Source organism: Tenacibaculum retecalamus (genome assembly GCF_027941755.1).
GTDB classification, from domain to species: domain Bacteria; phylum Bacteroidota; class Bacteroidia; order Flavobacteriales; family Flavobacteriaceae; genus Polaribacter; species Polaribacter haliotis_B.
The window spans coordinates 2,662,002-2,677,962 of the sequence record NZ_CP115916.1 but is presented as its reverse complement, the minus strand read 5'-3'; the positions used below and the strand labels follow the sequence as shown (position 1 = coordinate 2,677,962).

Annotated in this window: 11 protein-coding genes; 6 read left to right on the top strand and 5 right to left on the bottom strand. The window is 30.8% G+C overall.

Annotated elements, in window-relative coordinates:
• Positions 1–2: 2 nt before the first annotated feature.
• The 6 genes from sov to PG912_RS12535 all read left to right on the top strand — a co-directional run bounded on the left by sov (position 3) and on the right by PG912_RS12535 (position 10,139).
• The gene (sov, locus tag PG912_RS12560) at positions 3–7,136 is read left to right on the top strand and encodes a T9SS outer membrane translocon Sov/SprA (protein ID WP_275687800.1); all 7,134 of its coding nucleotides are present in this window, start codon (positions 3–5) and stop codon (positions 7,134–7,136) included.
• 24 nt (positions 7,137–7,160) lie between these two features.
• Positions 7,161–7,541 (top strand): glycine cleavage system protein GcvH, encoded by a 381-nt coding sequence (gene gcvH, locus PG912_RS12555; RefSeq protein WP_260587151.1) that lies wholly within the window; start codon positions 7,161–7,163, stop codon positions 7,539–7,541.
• Entirely contained in the window at positions 7,507–7,875 is a 369-nt protein-coding gene (locus PG912_RS12550) for a VanZ family protein (protein WP_260587150.1), read from the top strand. The genes gcvH and PG912_RS12550 overlap by 35 nt, the downstream gene beginning before the upstream one ends.
• 72 nt (positions 7,876–7,947) lie before the next feature.
• Entirely contained in the window at positions 7,948–8,670 is a 723-nt protein-coding gene (locus PG912_RS12545) for an energy transducer TonB (RefSeq protein WP_275687799.1), read from the top strand.
• A 104-nt stretch (positions 8,671–8,774) separates the two neighbouring features.
• A complete protein-coding gene (locus PG912_RS12540; protein ID WP_275687798.1) occupies positions 8,775–9,512 on the top strand; it encodes an energy transducer TonB in 738 nt (245 codons plus the stop codon).
• A gap of 45 nt (positions 9,513–9,557) precedes the next feature.
• Positions 9,558–10,139, top strand: a complete 582-nt coding sequence (locus tag PG912_RS12535; RefSeq protein ID WP_275687797.1) for an acyltransferase — start codon at positions 9,558–9,560, stop codon at positions 10,137–10,139.
• Between the two features lie 35 nt (positions 10,140–10,174).
• On the opposite strand, the gene PG912_RS12530 is transcribed toward PG912_RS12535, so the two are convergent.
• The 5 genes from PG912_RS12530 to PG912_RS12510 are packed head-to-tail and all read right to left on the bottom strand — an operon-like array spanning position 10,175 to position 15,909.
• The gene (locus PG912_RS12530) at positions 10,175–11,638 is read right to left on the bottom strand and encodes a mannosyltransferase (protein ID WP_275687796.1); all 1,464 of its coding nucleotides are present in this window, start codon (positions 11,636–11,638) and stop codon (positions 10,175–10,177) included.
• Positions 11,638–13,128, bottom strand: coding sequence for a cellulose synthase family protein (locus PG912_RS12525; RefSeq protein ID WP_275687795.1), 1,491 nt, complete (start codon positions 13,126–13,128; stop codon positions 11,638–11,640). Before PG912_RS12525 ends, PG912_RS12530 begins: the two co-directional genes overlap by 1 nt.
• Positions 13,128–13,820 carry a glycosyltransferase family 2 protein gene (locus tag PG912_RS12520; RefSeq protein WP_275687794.1) on the bottom strand — a complete coding sequence of 231 codons (693 nt, stop codon included), beginning with the start codon at positions 13,818–13,820 and terminating at the stop codon, positions 13,128–13,130. The genes PG912_RS12525 and PG912_RS12520 overlap by 1 nt, the downstream gene beginning before the upstream one ends.
• Positions 13,821–14,297, bottom strand: a complete 477-nt coding sequence (locus PG912_RS12515; protein WP_260587143.1) for a toxin-antitoxin system YwqK family antitoxin — start codon at positions 14,295–14,297, stop codon at positions 13,821–13,823.
• A complete protein-coding gene (locus tag PG912_RS12510) occupies positions 14,287–15,909 on the bottom strand; it encodes a 4Fe-4S binding protein (RefSeq protein ID WP_275687793.1) in 1,623 nt (540 codons plus the stop codon). Before PG912_RS12510 ends, PG912_RS12515 begins: the two co-directional genes overlap by 11 nt.
• Between the last annotated feature and the right edge of the window lie 52 nt (positions 15,910–15,961).

The following is a 15,961-nucleotide window of genomic DNA, read 5'->3' as shown; positions in this document are numbered from 1 at the left end:
GGTTGAAAAAAACAATTATCAATACATTACTTACAACACTTACTTTACTGGTAAGTGTTGTTTCGTTTTCGCAAAGTACTTCTAATAATAACGGAAATACTGTTAAGAAAGATACTATTATACCTTTAAAGTATAATTTTAATAGCAATCAAAAAGGGAGTCTTTTCTTAAATAATCCAACGGAAAAAATCATAAGATATGATAAAACGATAAACAAGTTTGTGTTGGTAGAGAAAATTGGTGATTACTATATTGGTACCCCTATTTTTATGACTCCTGAGGAGTATAATAAGTATCGATTAAAAAATGATGTAAAAGATTATTTTAAAGAAAAAATTGATGCAACAAACTCTAAGAAAAAGGGAAATAAAAGTGCTAGAAAAAATTTACTTCCAAAATATTATGTAAACTCTAAGTTTTTTGAATCTGTTTTTGGTGGAAATGAAGTTGATGTAAACCCTACTGGTCAGGTAAATATAAAGCTTGGAGGGATTTATCAAAAAAATGAAAACCCTCAGATATCTATAGAAAATCAAAGTAGTTTTACGTTTGATTTCGATCAGCAAATAAGTACAAGCTTACAAGCAAAAGTAGGTAAACGATTAAAGGTAACGGCAAATTACGACACGCAATCTACTTTCGATTTTCAGAATATTATCAAATTAGAATATACGCCCACCGAAGATGATATTATAAGAAATATTGAAGCGGGTAATATTAGTATGCCAATTAAAAACTCATTGATAAATGGGGCACAAACGTTATTTGGTATAAAAACGGAATTACAGTTTGGTAAAACATATATAACGGCTGCATTTTCACAACAAAACTCACAATCTAAAACAGTTATTTCAGAAGGAGGAGCAACGATAGAACAATTTGAATTCCGTGCTTCTGATTATGATAACGATCGTCACTTTTTTTTAGGACAATACTTTAGAGAAAACTATAAAAAAGCATTAGATAATTATCCTTTGGTAAACAGCCCAATCAATATAACAAGAGTAGAGGTTTGGATTACCAATAGAACTCAAAATGTAACAGATTATCGTAGTATTGTAGGACTTGCCGATTTAGGAGAATCTAAAGATGCAAACAAGGTTGATCCTACAGATATTACTACAATACCTGGAGCAATTTCAGTAAATTCTAAAATATTACCATATAACGGCGTTAACAATTTAAGCTCATTATTAACTACAACTACAGGTGGTATTAGAGATGTTGCTTCGGTGGATAATGCGATTGGAAGTATTGTTACACAAGCACGTCAGGGGTTTAACTATTCATACTTGCAAAATGCACGAAAACTACAATCAAATGAGTTTAGAGTGCACCCACAATTAGGATTTATCTCTTTAAATAGAAGATTAAATGACGGAGAAGTTTTAGCAGTTGCTTACGAGTATACAGTCGTTGGAGCATCTAATGGAGAATCAGTATTTAAAGTAGGTGAATTTTCTAATGATGGTGTAGTTGCTCCAGATAATTTGGTAGTAAAGTTATTACGTAGTGAAATTTTAAATACAGTACGCCCAGGAACGGGAGGTACTTCTGGTACACCAGCAGAAGCGTTTCCTACATGGCGTTTAATGATGAAGAACGTATATGCCTTAGGCGCTTTTCCTTTACAACGTGAGGGGTTTCGTTTTGAATTATTGTACCGTGACGATGAAACAGGAACGTTACAGAATACCTTACAAAAAGCCTTAACACCAGGAATAACAGACAAGCCGTTATTGCGTATTTTAAATTTAGATAAACTCGATCAAAGTCAATATACAGTGCCAAACGGTGATGGTTTTTTCGATTATGTAGACGGAATTACAGTGAATTCTGAAAGAGGTTATGTGTTGTTTCCAGAACCAGAACCTTTTGGAGTTGATTTAAGAGATGAACTTACCGATCCTTCAGATCAAGATAAATACCTTTTTGAAGAACTGTATTTAACCACTAAAATTCAGGCAAAAAATGAATATCAGAATAAAGATAAATTCTTTTTAAAGGGATATTTTAAATCAGAAACAAGCAGAGGTATTTCTTTAGGAGGGTTTAATATACCAAGAGGTTCGGTACGAGTAACTGCTGGAGGAAGGCAGTTGGTAGAAGGTATTGATTATGTGGTAGATTACCAGTTAGGACGTGTACAGATTTTAGACCCAGGATTAGAGGCTTCTGGCGTGCCAATTAGCGCAACTACAGAGAGTAATAACTTGTTTAGTCAACAGAGAAAAACGTTTATAGGTATTGATGTAGAACATCGTTTTTCTGATAAATTTACTTTAGGAGGAACTTATTTAAACGTAAGTGAAAAACCAATTACACCAAAAGTGAATTTTGGCGGAGAACCTATTGATAATGTAATGTTAGGTTTAAATCTAGATTACTCAGCTGAGGTTCCTTATTTAACAAAATTAGCCAATAAATTACCTTTTGTAGAAACTGACGCTCCATCTAATGTATCTGTAAGAGCTGATATGGCATATTTATTACCAGGATCGCCAAGCGGAATTAATGTTGATGGTACCGCAACTTCATATTTAGATGATTTTGAAGCTTCTCAAATTCCAATAAACCTAAGTTCACCACAACAATGGTTTTTAGCAAGTACACCGGATAATTATAATGATGTTATTGTAAATAATAATCCAGATCCTTTATCATATAATTTTTCGAGAGGAAAAATAGCATGGTATAATGTAGATCAATTATTTTATGGTAGTGGAAATAGACCTAGTAATATTGATGAAAATGAGTTGTCAAGAAATGAAGTTCGTCAAATACGTTACAATGAATTATTTCCAAATACCGATTTAGATATTACACAGCAAAATTTAGTACGTACTTTAGATTTAGCATATTATCCATCGGAAAGAGGACCTTATAATTATAATCCAAACGGAAGTTCAGTAACTCCAGAAGAACGTTGGGGAGGAATTATGCGACCATTAACAACTAATAATTTTGAACAAGCCAATGTAGAGTATATTCAATTTTGGTTGATGGATCCTTATGAAAATTACTCAATCACACAAGCAGAAGGATTATCAGCAGGAGTAAATCCTCAAGATTTAAGTAACCAAGTAGGTAAGTTATTTATTAACTTAGGAAATATATCTGAAGATATTTTAAAGGATGGTAGAAAACAGTATGAAAATGGTTTACCTATTGATGGAAATAAAATAGACGGAACAAATGTAAATGAAACCGCTTGGGGTAATACACCAATAAATCCATCAATTTTATATGCTTTTGATTCAAGTCCTGGCGCTAGAATAAATCAAGATATTGGTTTAGATGGATTGACGGATGAAGATGAAAAAATAAAATTTCCGGCGTTTGCATCTTTAGATGATCCGGCAGGAGATAACTTTCAGTATTTTAGAGGAGGCGCTTTAGAAAATTCAAATCCGTCGGTTTTATCAAGATATAAAAACTTTAACGGTACGCAAGGAAACTCACCAACAGCAAGTCAATCAAACGAATCTTATCCTACTTCATCAACAACATACCCCGATGTAGAAGATATTAATAAAGATCAAACAATGAATCCCGTAAGTAGTTATTTTGAATACGAGGTTTCATTAAATAAAAACGATTTACAGTTAGGGCAGAATCATATTATAGATGTAAAAAGTGAGCCAATTACGTTAGCAAACGGAACATCTAGAAATACAACTTGGTATCAATTTAGAATTCCGGTAAGAAATGTTGTTGATGCTCAGAGAATTAACGGAATTACCGATTTTAATAGCATCCGTTTTATAAGAATGTTTCTTTCGCAATTTAAAATGCCAGTTGTTTTAAGATTCGGAGAATTAGAATTGGTAAGAGGAGATTGGCGTAGGTATACAAAAACGTTACCACAAACAGGAGTGCCTGTAAGTTTAGACAATACACAGCTTAATAATTTTGAAGTAGGTGTGGTTAGTATTGAGCAAAATCAAGAAATTTACAAACTGCCTCCAGGTATTCAACGAGAACAATTACAGGGAACAAACAGAATTCAGCGACAAAATGAACAGTCTGTTACTTTAAAAGCTACAGATTTACCTGCTGATGAAGCGCGAACTATTTTTAAAAATATAAATATTGATATGCGTAGGTATAAAAAACTACGTATGTTTTTACATGCAGAAAAGCCAACGACAGCAAGTACCCAAGATGGAGACATGGTAGCTGTTATTCGTTTTGGAACAGATTTAAATGATAATTATTACGAAATTGAAAAACCGTTAATTTTATCAACATCAAGAGCTACTTCATTAGATGTTTGGCCAGAAGCAAATAATTTAGAGGTTCCGTTACAAGAATTAGCAAATTTAAAAATTGAAAGACCAACGGGTGCCGGAACAAATATTACTGATATTTTTTCAGCAACAAGTTCTAATGGATTAAAAATATCAGTAAAAGGAAATCCTACATTAGCGCAAGTAAGAACTGTAATGTTAGGAATGAAAAACGTATCGAATTCAGATAAAACAGCAGAAATTTGGTTTAATGAGTTACGCGCCGTAGGTTTTGATAATAAAGGCGGTTGGGCAGCTGTAGTAAATGCAGATGCAAATTTAGCAGATGTTATGGATCTTTCTTTAGCAGGAAGAATGTCTACCATTGGTTTTGGTAATGTTGAAGATAGAGTACAGCAAAGAAGTATAGAAGAAATTAAACAATATAGCGTTGCAACTAATGTTCAGTTAGGTAAAATGATGCCTAAAAAATGGAGCATGCAAGTGCCGATGAGTTATACTTATGGTGAGGAATTTAGAGATCCTAAATATGACCCTCAGTTTCAGGATGTCGCATTAGAAGATGCCTTAGGTAAAAACCCGAATAGTAAAAACGCACAAGATTATACACGTAGAAAAAGCATTAGTTTTATCAATGTAAAAAAGAATAAGAATCCTGAAAGCAAGAAGAAACCGAAATTTTACGATGTAGAAAATTTATCAGTTTCGTATGCGCATAATGAAGAATTTCATAAAGATTATAATATTGAAAAGTTTGAAAATAAGAATGTAATGGCAGGGGCGAGTTATAATTTTAACTTTAAGCCTTTTGTTATCGAACCTTTTAAAAAATCGAAAACTTTTAGTAGTAAATACTTACGATTTATAAAAGATCTTAATTTTAACCCGGTACCAAAAACGATTGCACTTAATTCTAGAATTAATAGAAATTATAATTCGCAACAATCAAGAAACTTAATTGAAGGGTTAACAGCTCAGCCAGAATTAATTCAACGTAGATTTATGTTTAATTGGGACTATACGATTGGTTTCGACTTAACAAAATCATTGCAGTTAAATTTCAATGCTACAAATAATCATATATATGATAGTTTTGGAAATGATGAAGATTTAGAAATATACGATCAATTTTTTACGATTGGTAGACCCGATAATTATCATCAAAAATTAAATGCAACTTATAAATTACCTCTTAGCAAGTTGCCATATTTAAGCTTTTTAAGTGCGGATTATGGATATAATGCTGATTTTGATTGGAAAGCTAGTTCACAAAGTAGCTTGGAATTACCAAACGGACAAAACATAAGTTATGTAGATGTTGTTGGTAATATGATACAGAATGCAAACACACATAATCTTAATGCAAATATAGATTTTGGACGTTTTTACAAAACGTTAAAACTAGATAAGTTGTTGTTAAAAGGAACTAAAAAGAAAGTTACGAAAAAAGGAGCAGCCACTTTAGGAGCGAAAGCATCAAAACAAAAAGCAAAATTAAAAAGAAATGCTTCTTTTGGTCATAAAGTGATGAAAGGAATGTACGACGTATTAACATCAGTAAAAAGAGCTAAAATTAGTTATACTGAAAATAACGGAACGTTGTTACAAGGATATAAACCATCAGTAGGTTTCTTAGGGAGAAATAATTACGGAGGAGGTTCGGCACCAACTTTAGGATTTGTATTTGGTAGCCAAACAGATATTTTAAATAGAGCTATTGAAAACGGATGGTTGGTAACAAGAACAAGTCAAACAGACGATAATCAACCTTATTATAGTAAGAATTACGGTAAAACAAAATATAAAAAATTAGATTATAATATTTCTGTAAAACCTTTTAAAACCTTAACAATTGGTTTAATAGGAACCCGCATTAAAACAAGTAATCTAAATCAACAATTAGATGTTATTTCAGATGGAAATGGAGGTTTTGAACAAGATCCGAATATTAAAGCCTTTGAAACAGGTAATTATAGTATCAGTCACTTTATGTTAGGTACTGCTTTTACAGATAGTGAAGAATTATATGAAACGTTTTTAGCTAATAGAAGCATAATAGCTAATAGATTGGCAACGACAAACCAACCTGTCGGTGGATTTAAAGAAAGCGGACAACAAGCAATGTTGCCAGCATTTATTGCTGCGTATTCGGGTAATAGTGCAAGTTCGGTAAGTACCAATATTTTTAAAAATATTCCAATCCCTAACTGGACATTGCGTTTTAATGGGTTCATGAAAAATAAATGGTTTAAGAAGACATTTTCTTCTTTTACATTGTCTCACGGGTACAAATCGTCTTATACGATAGGAAATTACACTAATAATTTACAATACGATTCAACAACACCTACAACAAATACAAATACTTCTGGTAATTATCAGCCAGAACTATTACTTTCGTCGGCAACTTTAATTGATGAATTTTCACCATTGATAAAAGTTGACTTTAGAATGAAAAATTCATTTTCATTTAAAGGAGAAGTAAGAAGAGATAGAAGTTTAACGTTAAATTTTAATAATAATACGTTAACAGACATTAAAGGAACAGAATATGTTGTTGGATTTGGATATAAAATTAGAGATGTTAAATTTGTAACCCGATTTACTGGTAAAAAAGAAACGTTAAAAGGAGACATTAATTTAAGAGCAGATATTTCATTAAGAGATAATTTGACTTTAATACGAAGTGTTGATAAAGAAAATAGTCAGATAACAGGAGGGGAAAATTTATTTGGATTAAAATTTATAGCAGATTATAATTTAAGTAGTAATTTAACAGCGTCGTTTTATTATAACCATCAAACGTTTCAATATGCGGTGTCAACTACGTTTCCGAGACAATCTATCAATGCCGGAATCAATATAATATACAATTTAGGAAATTAAAATAAACACAATAAAAATAGTACAATGAACATTCCATCAGAATTAAAATATACAAAAGACCACGAATGGGTTAAGATAGAAGAAGGTGTAGCTACCATTGGTATTACCGCTTTTGCACAAGGAGAATTAGGTGATATCGTGTATGTAGATGTTGATACTTTAGATGAAACTTTAGATATTGAAGAAGTTTTTGGTTCAGTAGAAGCAGTAAAAACGGTATCAGATCTTTTTATGCCTTTATCAGGAGAAGTAATTGCTTTTAATGAAGCGTTAGAAGACGAACCAGAACTGGTAAATTCTGATCCTTACGGAAAAGGTTGGATGATAAAAATTAAGCTATCAGATGATTCACAAATAGCAGATTTATTAAGTGCTGAAGGATATCAAGAACTTATTAAAGCGTAATTTAAAAGGAATAGCAATACTTATTACCATTAGTATTGCTATTTTAAGCTTAGTAAAAATAGGAAAACAACCAATTCAACTAAATAATTTAGATAAATACGAGCATGTCTTTGCTTATTTTGTTTTAAATTTAATTTGGTTGTTGGCTTTAAAAAAAACAAAGATCAATGAATTTCTTATTGTTTTTTGTTGCTTTTTTTACGGCATAATTATTGAAGCTCTTCAAGTTACAATAACATCCTACCGATCAGGTGATGTTTTAGATATTGTAGCAAACACGACGGGTATTTTAATAGCTTACATTATTTACTTTCTTTTTTTAAGAAAAATGTAACTATTTAAAGAATTAGCTTGTAAAAGTTAAAATAATTTAATTAAATTAGCGAACTATTAAAAAATATTTAGGATGGAAATTAAGAAAAATCCAAAGTCAAACTTAGAGAACTATAGTAAACTGTTTATGCAGTTAGGTTTGGTTTTAGCTTTATTTGTAACGTATATTGCAATTGAAAATAAGACATACGATAAGGAGTATGGAGATTTAGGAATGGCTAACATGGCTTCAGAAATTGAAGAAGAAACTATCGAGCTTCAAATTGAGCCACCAAAGCCAAAACCAAATACACCACCACCACCAGCACCTGAAAAAATTGAAGTTGTAGAGGATGAAAAAGAAGTAGAGGAAACTATTATTGAATCTACTGAAACTGATGAATCTGAAGCTGTTGAAGTTGAAGATATTGAAGAAGCTGTAGAAGAAGAAGTTTTTAATGAAGATGTACCTTTCGCTATTATTGAAGAAGTGCCTATTTTTCCAGGATGTACAGGAACAAAATCACAAAAGAAAGCTTGTTTAAATAAAAAGTTACAAAAGCACGTTCAGCGTTATTTTGATTCTGATTTGGCAAACGAGTTAGGTTTAGCACCAGGTAAAAAGAGAATCTATGTTCAATTTAAAATTGATAAAGATGGTTCTATTATAAGTGTAAATGCAAGAGCTCCTCACCCAAGATTAAAAAAAGAAGCTATTCGTGTAGCTAAAAAAATACCTAAAATGAAACCAGGTAGACAAAGAGGTAGAGCAGTAAGAGTAGGATATACATTACCTATTACTTTTAATGTAGAGTAATTTTATATAAAAATATATTTTAAAAAAGCAATCCATTTTGGATTGCTTTTTTTATTGGCACACTTCTTGGTTTTAACATAGTATTAACTTAAATCTTAATAACTATGAAAGCTCAAAAGAAAAATCCAAGAAAACAATTAGAAAAATTTTCATCAATTTTTACACAGCTAGGTTTAGTACTTACCTTATTTATTGTTTTTGTTTCCTTAGAACATGAAACAGAAAAAAAAATAGGAGATATATCTATTCCATATAATAATTCGGTGGAAACTGTTTTTACATTTTCACACCCTATTGTAGTGAAAAAGGTAGAAAAAAAAGTAAAAACAGTAACTAAAAAACAAGTTTTAAAAGCAATTGCACTTCCAAAAATTGTAAAAAACACAGATATAGCAATTGAAATAGTAGTTAAACCAGCAGAAGAAAACAAAATAATTGTTAGTGAACCAATAACAAAAAAAGTGATAGATAAGCCGGTAGAAAACACGATGTCTATCAATAGTGTTCAAACTGCACCTGTTTTTAAAGGATGTGAAGGATTATCTGAAGTAGAGAATAGGAAATGTTTTGAACGTAAAATTAAACAACACGTTCAACGTTATTTTAATGGAGAAATAGCGCAAGATTTAGGATTAAGATCTGGAAAATATAAAATTTTCACTCAATTTATAATTGACAAATCTGGAGTTGTGTCTGATATAAAAATTAGAGCACCACATAAACGATTAGAAAAAGAAACAAACAAAGTAGTAAATAAAATTCCAAAATTTACACCAGGTAAGCAAAATGATAAAACTGTAAAAGTAAAATATACTTTGCCAATTACTTTTAATGTAGAATAAATTTAAAAACTCAACTATTTAAGTTGAGTTTTTTATTTTTGTTTTATGAACACAACGAAACCTTATTTTGCACACGAAACAGCAGTAATAGATAATAACAGTAAAATAGGTGCAGGAACCAAAATTTGGCACTTTAGCCATATAATGCCTAATTGCAATATTGGGGACTATTGTAATATTGGCCAAAATGTTGTGGTTTCTCCAGAAGTAATTTTAGGGAATAATGTAAAAGTTCAAAATAACGTATCTATTTATACAGGCGTTATTTGCGAAGATGATGTTTTTTTAGGCTCATCAATGGTTTTTACAAATGTAATAAACCCTAGAAGCGCTATAAAGAGACAAGATCAGTATTTGAAAACCGTTGTTAGAAAAGGCGCTAGTATTGGTGCAAACGCCACCATAGTTTGTGGTAATGATATTGGAGAGTATGCCTTTGTAGGTGCAGGAGCAGTAGTAACCAAAGAAGTGTTTCCTTATGCATTAGTTGTTGGTAATCCATCCAAGCAAATAGGTTGGGTTAGTGAATATGGTCATCGATTAAATTTTAATGAAATTGGTGAGGCTATATGTGTTGAAAGCAACCAAAAATACAGGTTAGAAAATAATAAAGTAGTAAAAATGTAGCTAACCCTTGTTTCTTTTAAAAGATTAATTTGTTTTTAAGAAGTAACTTCTCTATATTTGAGAAGTGGTTGCAAGACCACATTCTTTTTCATAGCAATTTTTCCCACTTGATTTTTATTAAGTGGGTTTTTTATGAACAGCTCCCAAATTAAAAAACCGTAAACGATTACATATTCTAAAGCAACAAACCAAAGGTTTTCTTTCCAAGGTTGATTTGCGTATGCTTGATAACTAAAAATAATTACGATACTCCAAATTACAGGGAATCGATATTTTGTAAATAGTGATAAAATTAAAAGTGTAGCAATATACCAAGGATGCATTGTTGTTGTCGTAAAATAATAAAATGATAAGCCAAAGAGCATGGCTGTTAGTAATTGTGTAAACGATTTGTTACTTCTGATAAAAGTGATAGCAATTAAAAATAAAATGGTTAAAAACGGCATTATTTTACCGATTACAGCAATTTCATTATAGCCTCTAAATAAATAACCAATTTCTCGAGCAACATAATAAAAACTAGCGTTAAATTCAAAATTTCGAAACCATAATCCTACAGAATTAGAATAGTTAGTAATTAATTCTGGTGAGTAAAAAGGAAGAAATAATAAAAGTGTAACTATTATAACTACCAGATAAAAACTGATTAATTTGAATAATTCTTTTGGACGAAACTTAAACCCAATCCATGTAATAATTTTTTTGTTATTTGTTTGTAAAGGTCTTATAAACCATTGCAAAAATAATGGTAAAAATAGTAAAGGAACTAATTTTACAGATACAGAACAAGCTAATAGTAGTGCTGCCCAAATCCATTTTCGTTGTAGTAGTTTATATAAACTCCACACTAAAAAGAATAACATTACAGGTTCGAAATGTAGGTTACCAGTCATCTCGATTATTATAAACGGATTTAAAGCATACAAAAAGATATTTTGAACTGGTAAATTAAGTTTTTCGAGTAATTTTTTTCCGAAGTAAAGAATTCCTACATCAGCAAAAATTATAATTATACGCATTACAAGTACACTACCTAAAATACTTTTGTTTGCAAAAATGGCAGCAATTAAAAAACAGAACTGATTTATAGGAGGATAATTGGTGTAATGACTTCCGTTCATTGCACCCATTCCTTTGTATAAATCAATAGCTTGGTTTACAGGGTATGTTTGTTGCTCTATAAATGTTTTAGGTAATGATAAATACGGATTTAAGCCTTCTAAAACCATTCTACCATCCCAAATAAATCTATAAAAATCTTGTGATAAATTTGGAGTTGCAACAAGAAAAATCAATCGAAACAAAATTGAAAGACTAGCTAAAAGTATAAAATTATTTTTATTGCTTTTCCATAAAAAGTAAGTGATCAGAAATAAAGAAAACCACAAAAAAAGTAAATTCGAAAATTCAGTTCTGTCTAAAAAATAAGCAAAGCAAAAATAAAGAACACTACCAATAAAAGTTAGTAGTAACGAACTGTATTTTTTCCAATAAAACATTAGGCTTTAGAAAAAAGTGATTTAAAGAAAACGTATCCAAATCCGATTGTTAACATCAAGTGAAAAGGAAATAATCCGAAATCTCCATCTTGCTTACCAACAACGAAAGCACTGTACATTCCGAAAATAAAATATAAAGTTAAGAACCCTTCAATAATAACATTTAAAGAAACTTTTGTTCTCACATATTTATTGTTTTTCCAACCGTCTTTAAGGCTTTTTATATTAAACTTTGGCGTACGAACAAATTCACTTTTCTTGCCAAAATGACCTTCTAAAACAGCAATGGTATTGTGTAAAGAAAAGCCCATTACAATGGTGAAAAAAGTAAAGAAAGCACCTATGTATTTAATGAAATTTTTAAATCCTCCGCCATTATTTTTTTTATACATAAACCAATAACAGATAAAAAATATGATAGAGCTTAAAACGAAAAAGCTCATTACATAAAAAAAAGGTCTTAAATGGGCGTATTCATTTTTGATGTACAACATCGGAATACTTAAAACAGCAACTAAAAAAATACAAGTAAACATAGAGCTGTTTAATAGGTGTAAAAGTCCGTGAATTTTAGTTTTTGCAGAAACGTTTTTATTTGTAATGATCCGCTTCCCCATTTTCTGAAAATTCTCAGCACCACCTTTATTCCAACGAAATTGTTGGGTTCGTGCAGCACTTATCACAACAGGCAATTCTGCAGGAGTTTCAACATCTTCTAAATATTTAAACTTCCAGTTTTTAAGCTGTGCTCTATAACTTAAATCAATATCTTCGGTTAAAGTATCTCCTTCCCAGTTTCCGGCATCTATAATACATTCTTTACGCCATGCACCTGCTGTTCCGTTAAAGTTAATGAAATGACCTTTACTATTTCTTCCAACTTGTTCTAAAGAAAAATGAGCATCTAAGGCAAATGCTTGAATTTTAGTTAAGGTTGAGTAATTTCTATTAATATGCCCCCAACGTGTTTGTACAACGCCAATTTTAGGGTTTTTAAAATATGGAATCGTTTTTTCTAACCAATCTTCTTGTGGTAAAAAATCAGCATCAAAAATAACTATGAATTCTCCTTTAGCAATAGCTAATCCTTCTTTTAAAGCTCCAGCTTTAAATCCTTGACGATTTTCTCTTCGGATGTGTACAATGTCTAATCCTGTTTTTTGAAGTTGAGCAATATGTTTTGCAGTGGAAATTACTGATTCATCTGTAGAATCATCTAAAACCTGAATTTCTAATTTATCATTCGGATATTTAATTTTTGCAATGTTGGTTAACAAACGTTCCATTACATATAATTCGTTAAAAACAGGCAATTGAATAGTTACAAAAGGAATTTCTGCTGGTTTAGAGAAATCGAATTTAGGAGAGTTATCTTCTTTTTTTTGCGCCTTTAGGTAATTAAACAATAAGTTTAATTGTGCCAAAGCATACATAAAAATTAAAATCAACGAAATAGCATAAACCACTATTATAATATACTCTACTATCATTATTTAAAACTGTATTTAAATATCCAACTTAATATTTTAACGCCCGCTAATATACTACCTTTTACAGTCCCTGAAACTTTTGAAACACCAATTCTGTTTCTGTATCTCATAGGAATTTCAGTATAGGTAAATTTTTGTTTTAATGCTTTTAATTGCATTTCTACCGTCCATCCATAGGTTTTATCTTTCATGTTTAAAGCTAATAATTTATCATATTTAATAGCTCTAAATGGCCCTAAGTCGGTAAATTTTGCGCCAAAAAACAAAGACATTAAGAAAGTAGCCAACCAGTTACCAAATATTTGTTGCGGTGTCATGGCACCATTTTCTCTTAATTCTTTTACACGAGATCCGATTACAAAATCGATATTATCGTTTATAATAGGATGAACAAGTTCGGTTAATTGCTCAGGATAATCAGAATAATCACCATCTAAAAAAACAATAATATCGGGTTTGTTTTTTTGTTTAGCAATATAATCCATCCCTTTTAGGCACGCATAGCCGTATCCTTTTCTGGTTTCTTTTAAAACGGTAGCACCTGCATTCTTAGCATTCAGTTCTGTAGCATCTGTAGAATTGTTGCTGATAACAATTATTTCATCTACAATTGATGGAATATCGTTGATAACACTGGCGATAGAATCTTGCTCGTTATAAGCAGGGATAATAACTTTAATTGATTGATTCATTTATCTTAAATCGAACAAATTATTTTCTTTTTTAAAAGAAGCTAAATCTGTCCATTCTTTTATTTTTTTTCCTTGTTGATATTTTTCTGCTTTTACCAATTCTTGTTGATTGTAGCGTAAACAATATCCGTTTTTCTGATTGTCTTTTAATTGACATTTGTGATTTATAAATCCATCAATATCATAAAATAACCACCATTTACTTTTTTTACCGAGAACAAAATGACCTTCTTTTTCTAGCGTTCCATTCTTGCGGTAAAAATACCAATATTTTGTGGAGCGATTCTCTTTAAAATTCCCTTCTTTCTTTAAGTGTCCGTTTTTATAATAAAACTTCCAATAGTTAGTTTTAAAGGAGTTTTTTATCCAGCCCTCTTCTTTTAAATTACCGTTATCAAAATATTTTTTTTGATATGTTTTCTGTGAAAAAACGACAATTGATATAAAAAAACAGAGAAGAAATAGTTTATTTTTCATTCACTAATTCCATTAAATCAACATCATTTCCTAATAATATTTCTGTAGGATTTATTCTTCCTTCTTCTGGTCCGTTTTCTAATTTTAAAACACCTCTAGGACAAACAGCAGAACAAATTCCGCAACCTACACAGCTAGAACGTACAATGTTCTCTCCCTTTTGAGCGTAAGCTCTTACATCAATTCCTTGTTCACAATAAGTAGAACAGTTTCCGCAAGAAATACATTGACCACCGTTTGTGGTAATTCTGAATCGAGATTTAAAACGTTGTATGAAACCTAAATATGCTGCAAGCGGACAACCGAAACGACACCAAACTCTGTTACCAAAAATCGGATAAAATCCTGTTCCAATAACTCCAGCGAAAATAGAACCTATAAGAAAACCATAAATATCTTGAATTGTTTGTGTTTTAATACCTAAAACTTGATCCGCACCATAAAAGAAGGTGTATAAGGCAAAACCTGTCATTACTAAAACAAAAACAAGTACAGAGTGAATTACAATACGCTCTACTCTCCAAGAAAGTAATGTTTTACTGGAATTTTGTCTGTAAGGATCTCCTAAGGTTTCAGCTAAACCACCACAACCACAAACCCAAGAGCAATACCATCTTTTTCCGAAGAAATAAACCATTACTGGTACAACTACGATTGTTAAAACAACACCCCAAACTAAAATAAATAATCCAAAACCACCACTAGCTAACAATTCATCTAAATTCCATTTAAAAAAGAAATCATAATCTAAAGGAAATGCATTTTTAAAATCATACCAAGGTTTTTCGAAACGCACTAAAATTTCTGGAATTAAAAAAGCAAACACAATTTGAAAGAATAAAACAGAAGTAGTTCTTAAAACTTGATACTTATTATGACGATATTTTATATACATTCTTACCGCCATAACAGTCATAACTACACAATATAAAAAACCATATAGAAACCATTGACTTGCCGGATTACCGCTAATAAATTTGCTAATCGGATCGACCAAATACACCCAGTTTACAATAAAATCTGGATAAAAATAAAGGAGTATATAAAAAGTAACTAAAAAGATAAAAGCAAACCAACCAATCCAACCACGATTAGTAGCTGCGTTTAAAAATATTCCATCATTTTTTATACCTGGTTTTCCTAATAAAATAACATCAGGAACAATAAATAGTAATGCACCAAGAATACCTAAGCCAAAAGTTAAAAACCATGCTAAACCTGTGTTTTCAATGGCAAATCCTTTACCAGCTTTTTTAGCAAGTGCAAAACTTAAGCTATGTGGTTTTCCAAAGATTTTATATTGAAATTGTTTTCCTTTTTTGTCCCAGTTTTTTTCAGCATCATACTTGGTTATAAGATTATCATAATAATCATTAGAATTCTTGTATGCTTTTATAACGCGATTCGAAAATTTGAAAATGTTTAAATTTTCTGAAGTTACAACGGCTTTCTCTAACTCGCCTTTTATGATAGTACTTTTATAATTTTGTTCTTTTAAAAAAGTATCTAATGCCGCTTGTTTTAAGCTGAAAGATCCCGTGAAAATAGTTGCTATAAAGAAGGTTAATCCTACTAAAAAGATAATTAATCCTGTTTGTTTTAGATGTTTCAAAATAATGATAAGGTATTATAGTTTTTAATTCAAAAAATAGCTAGACGTTAAA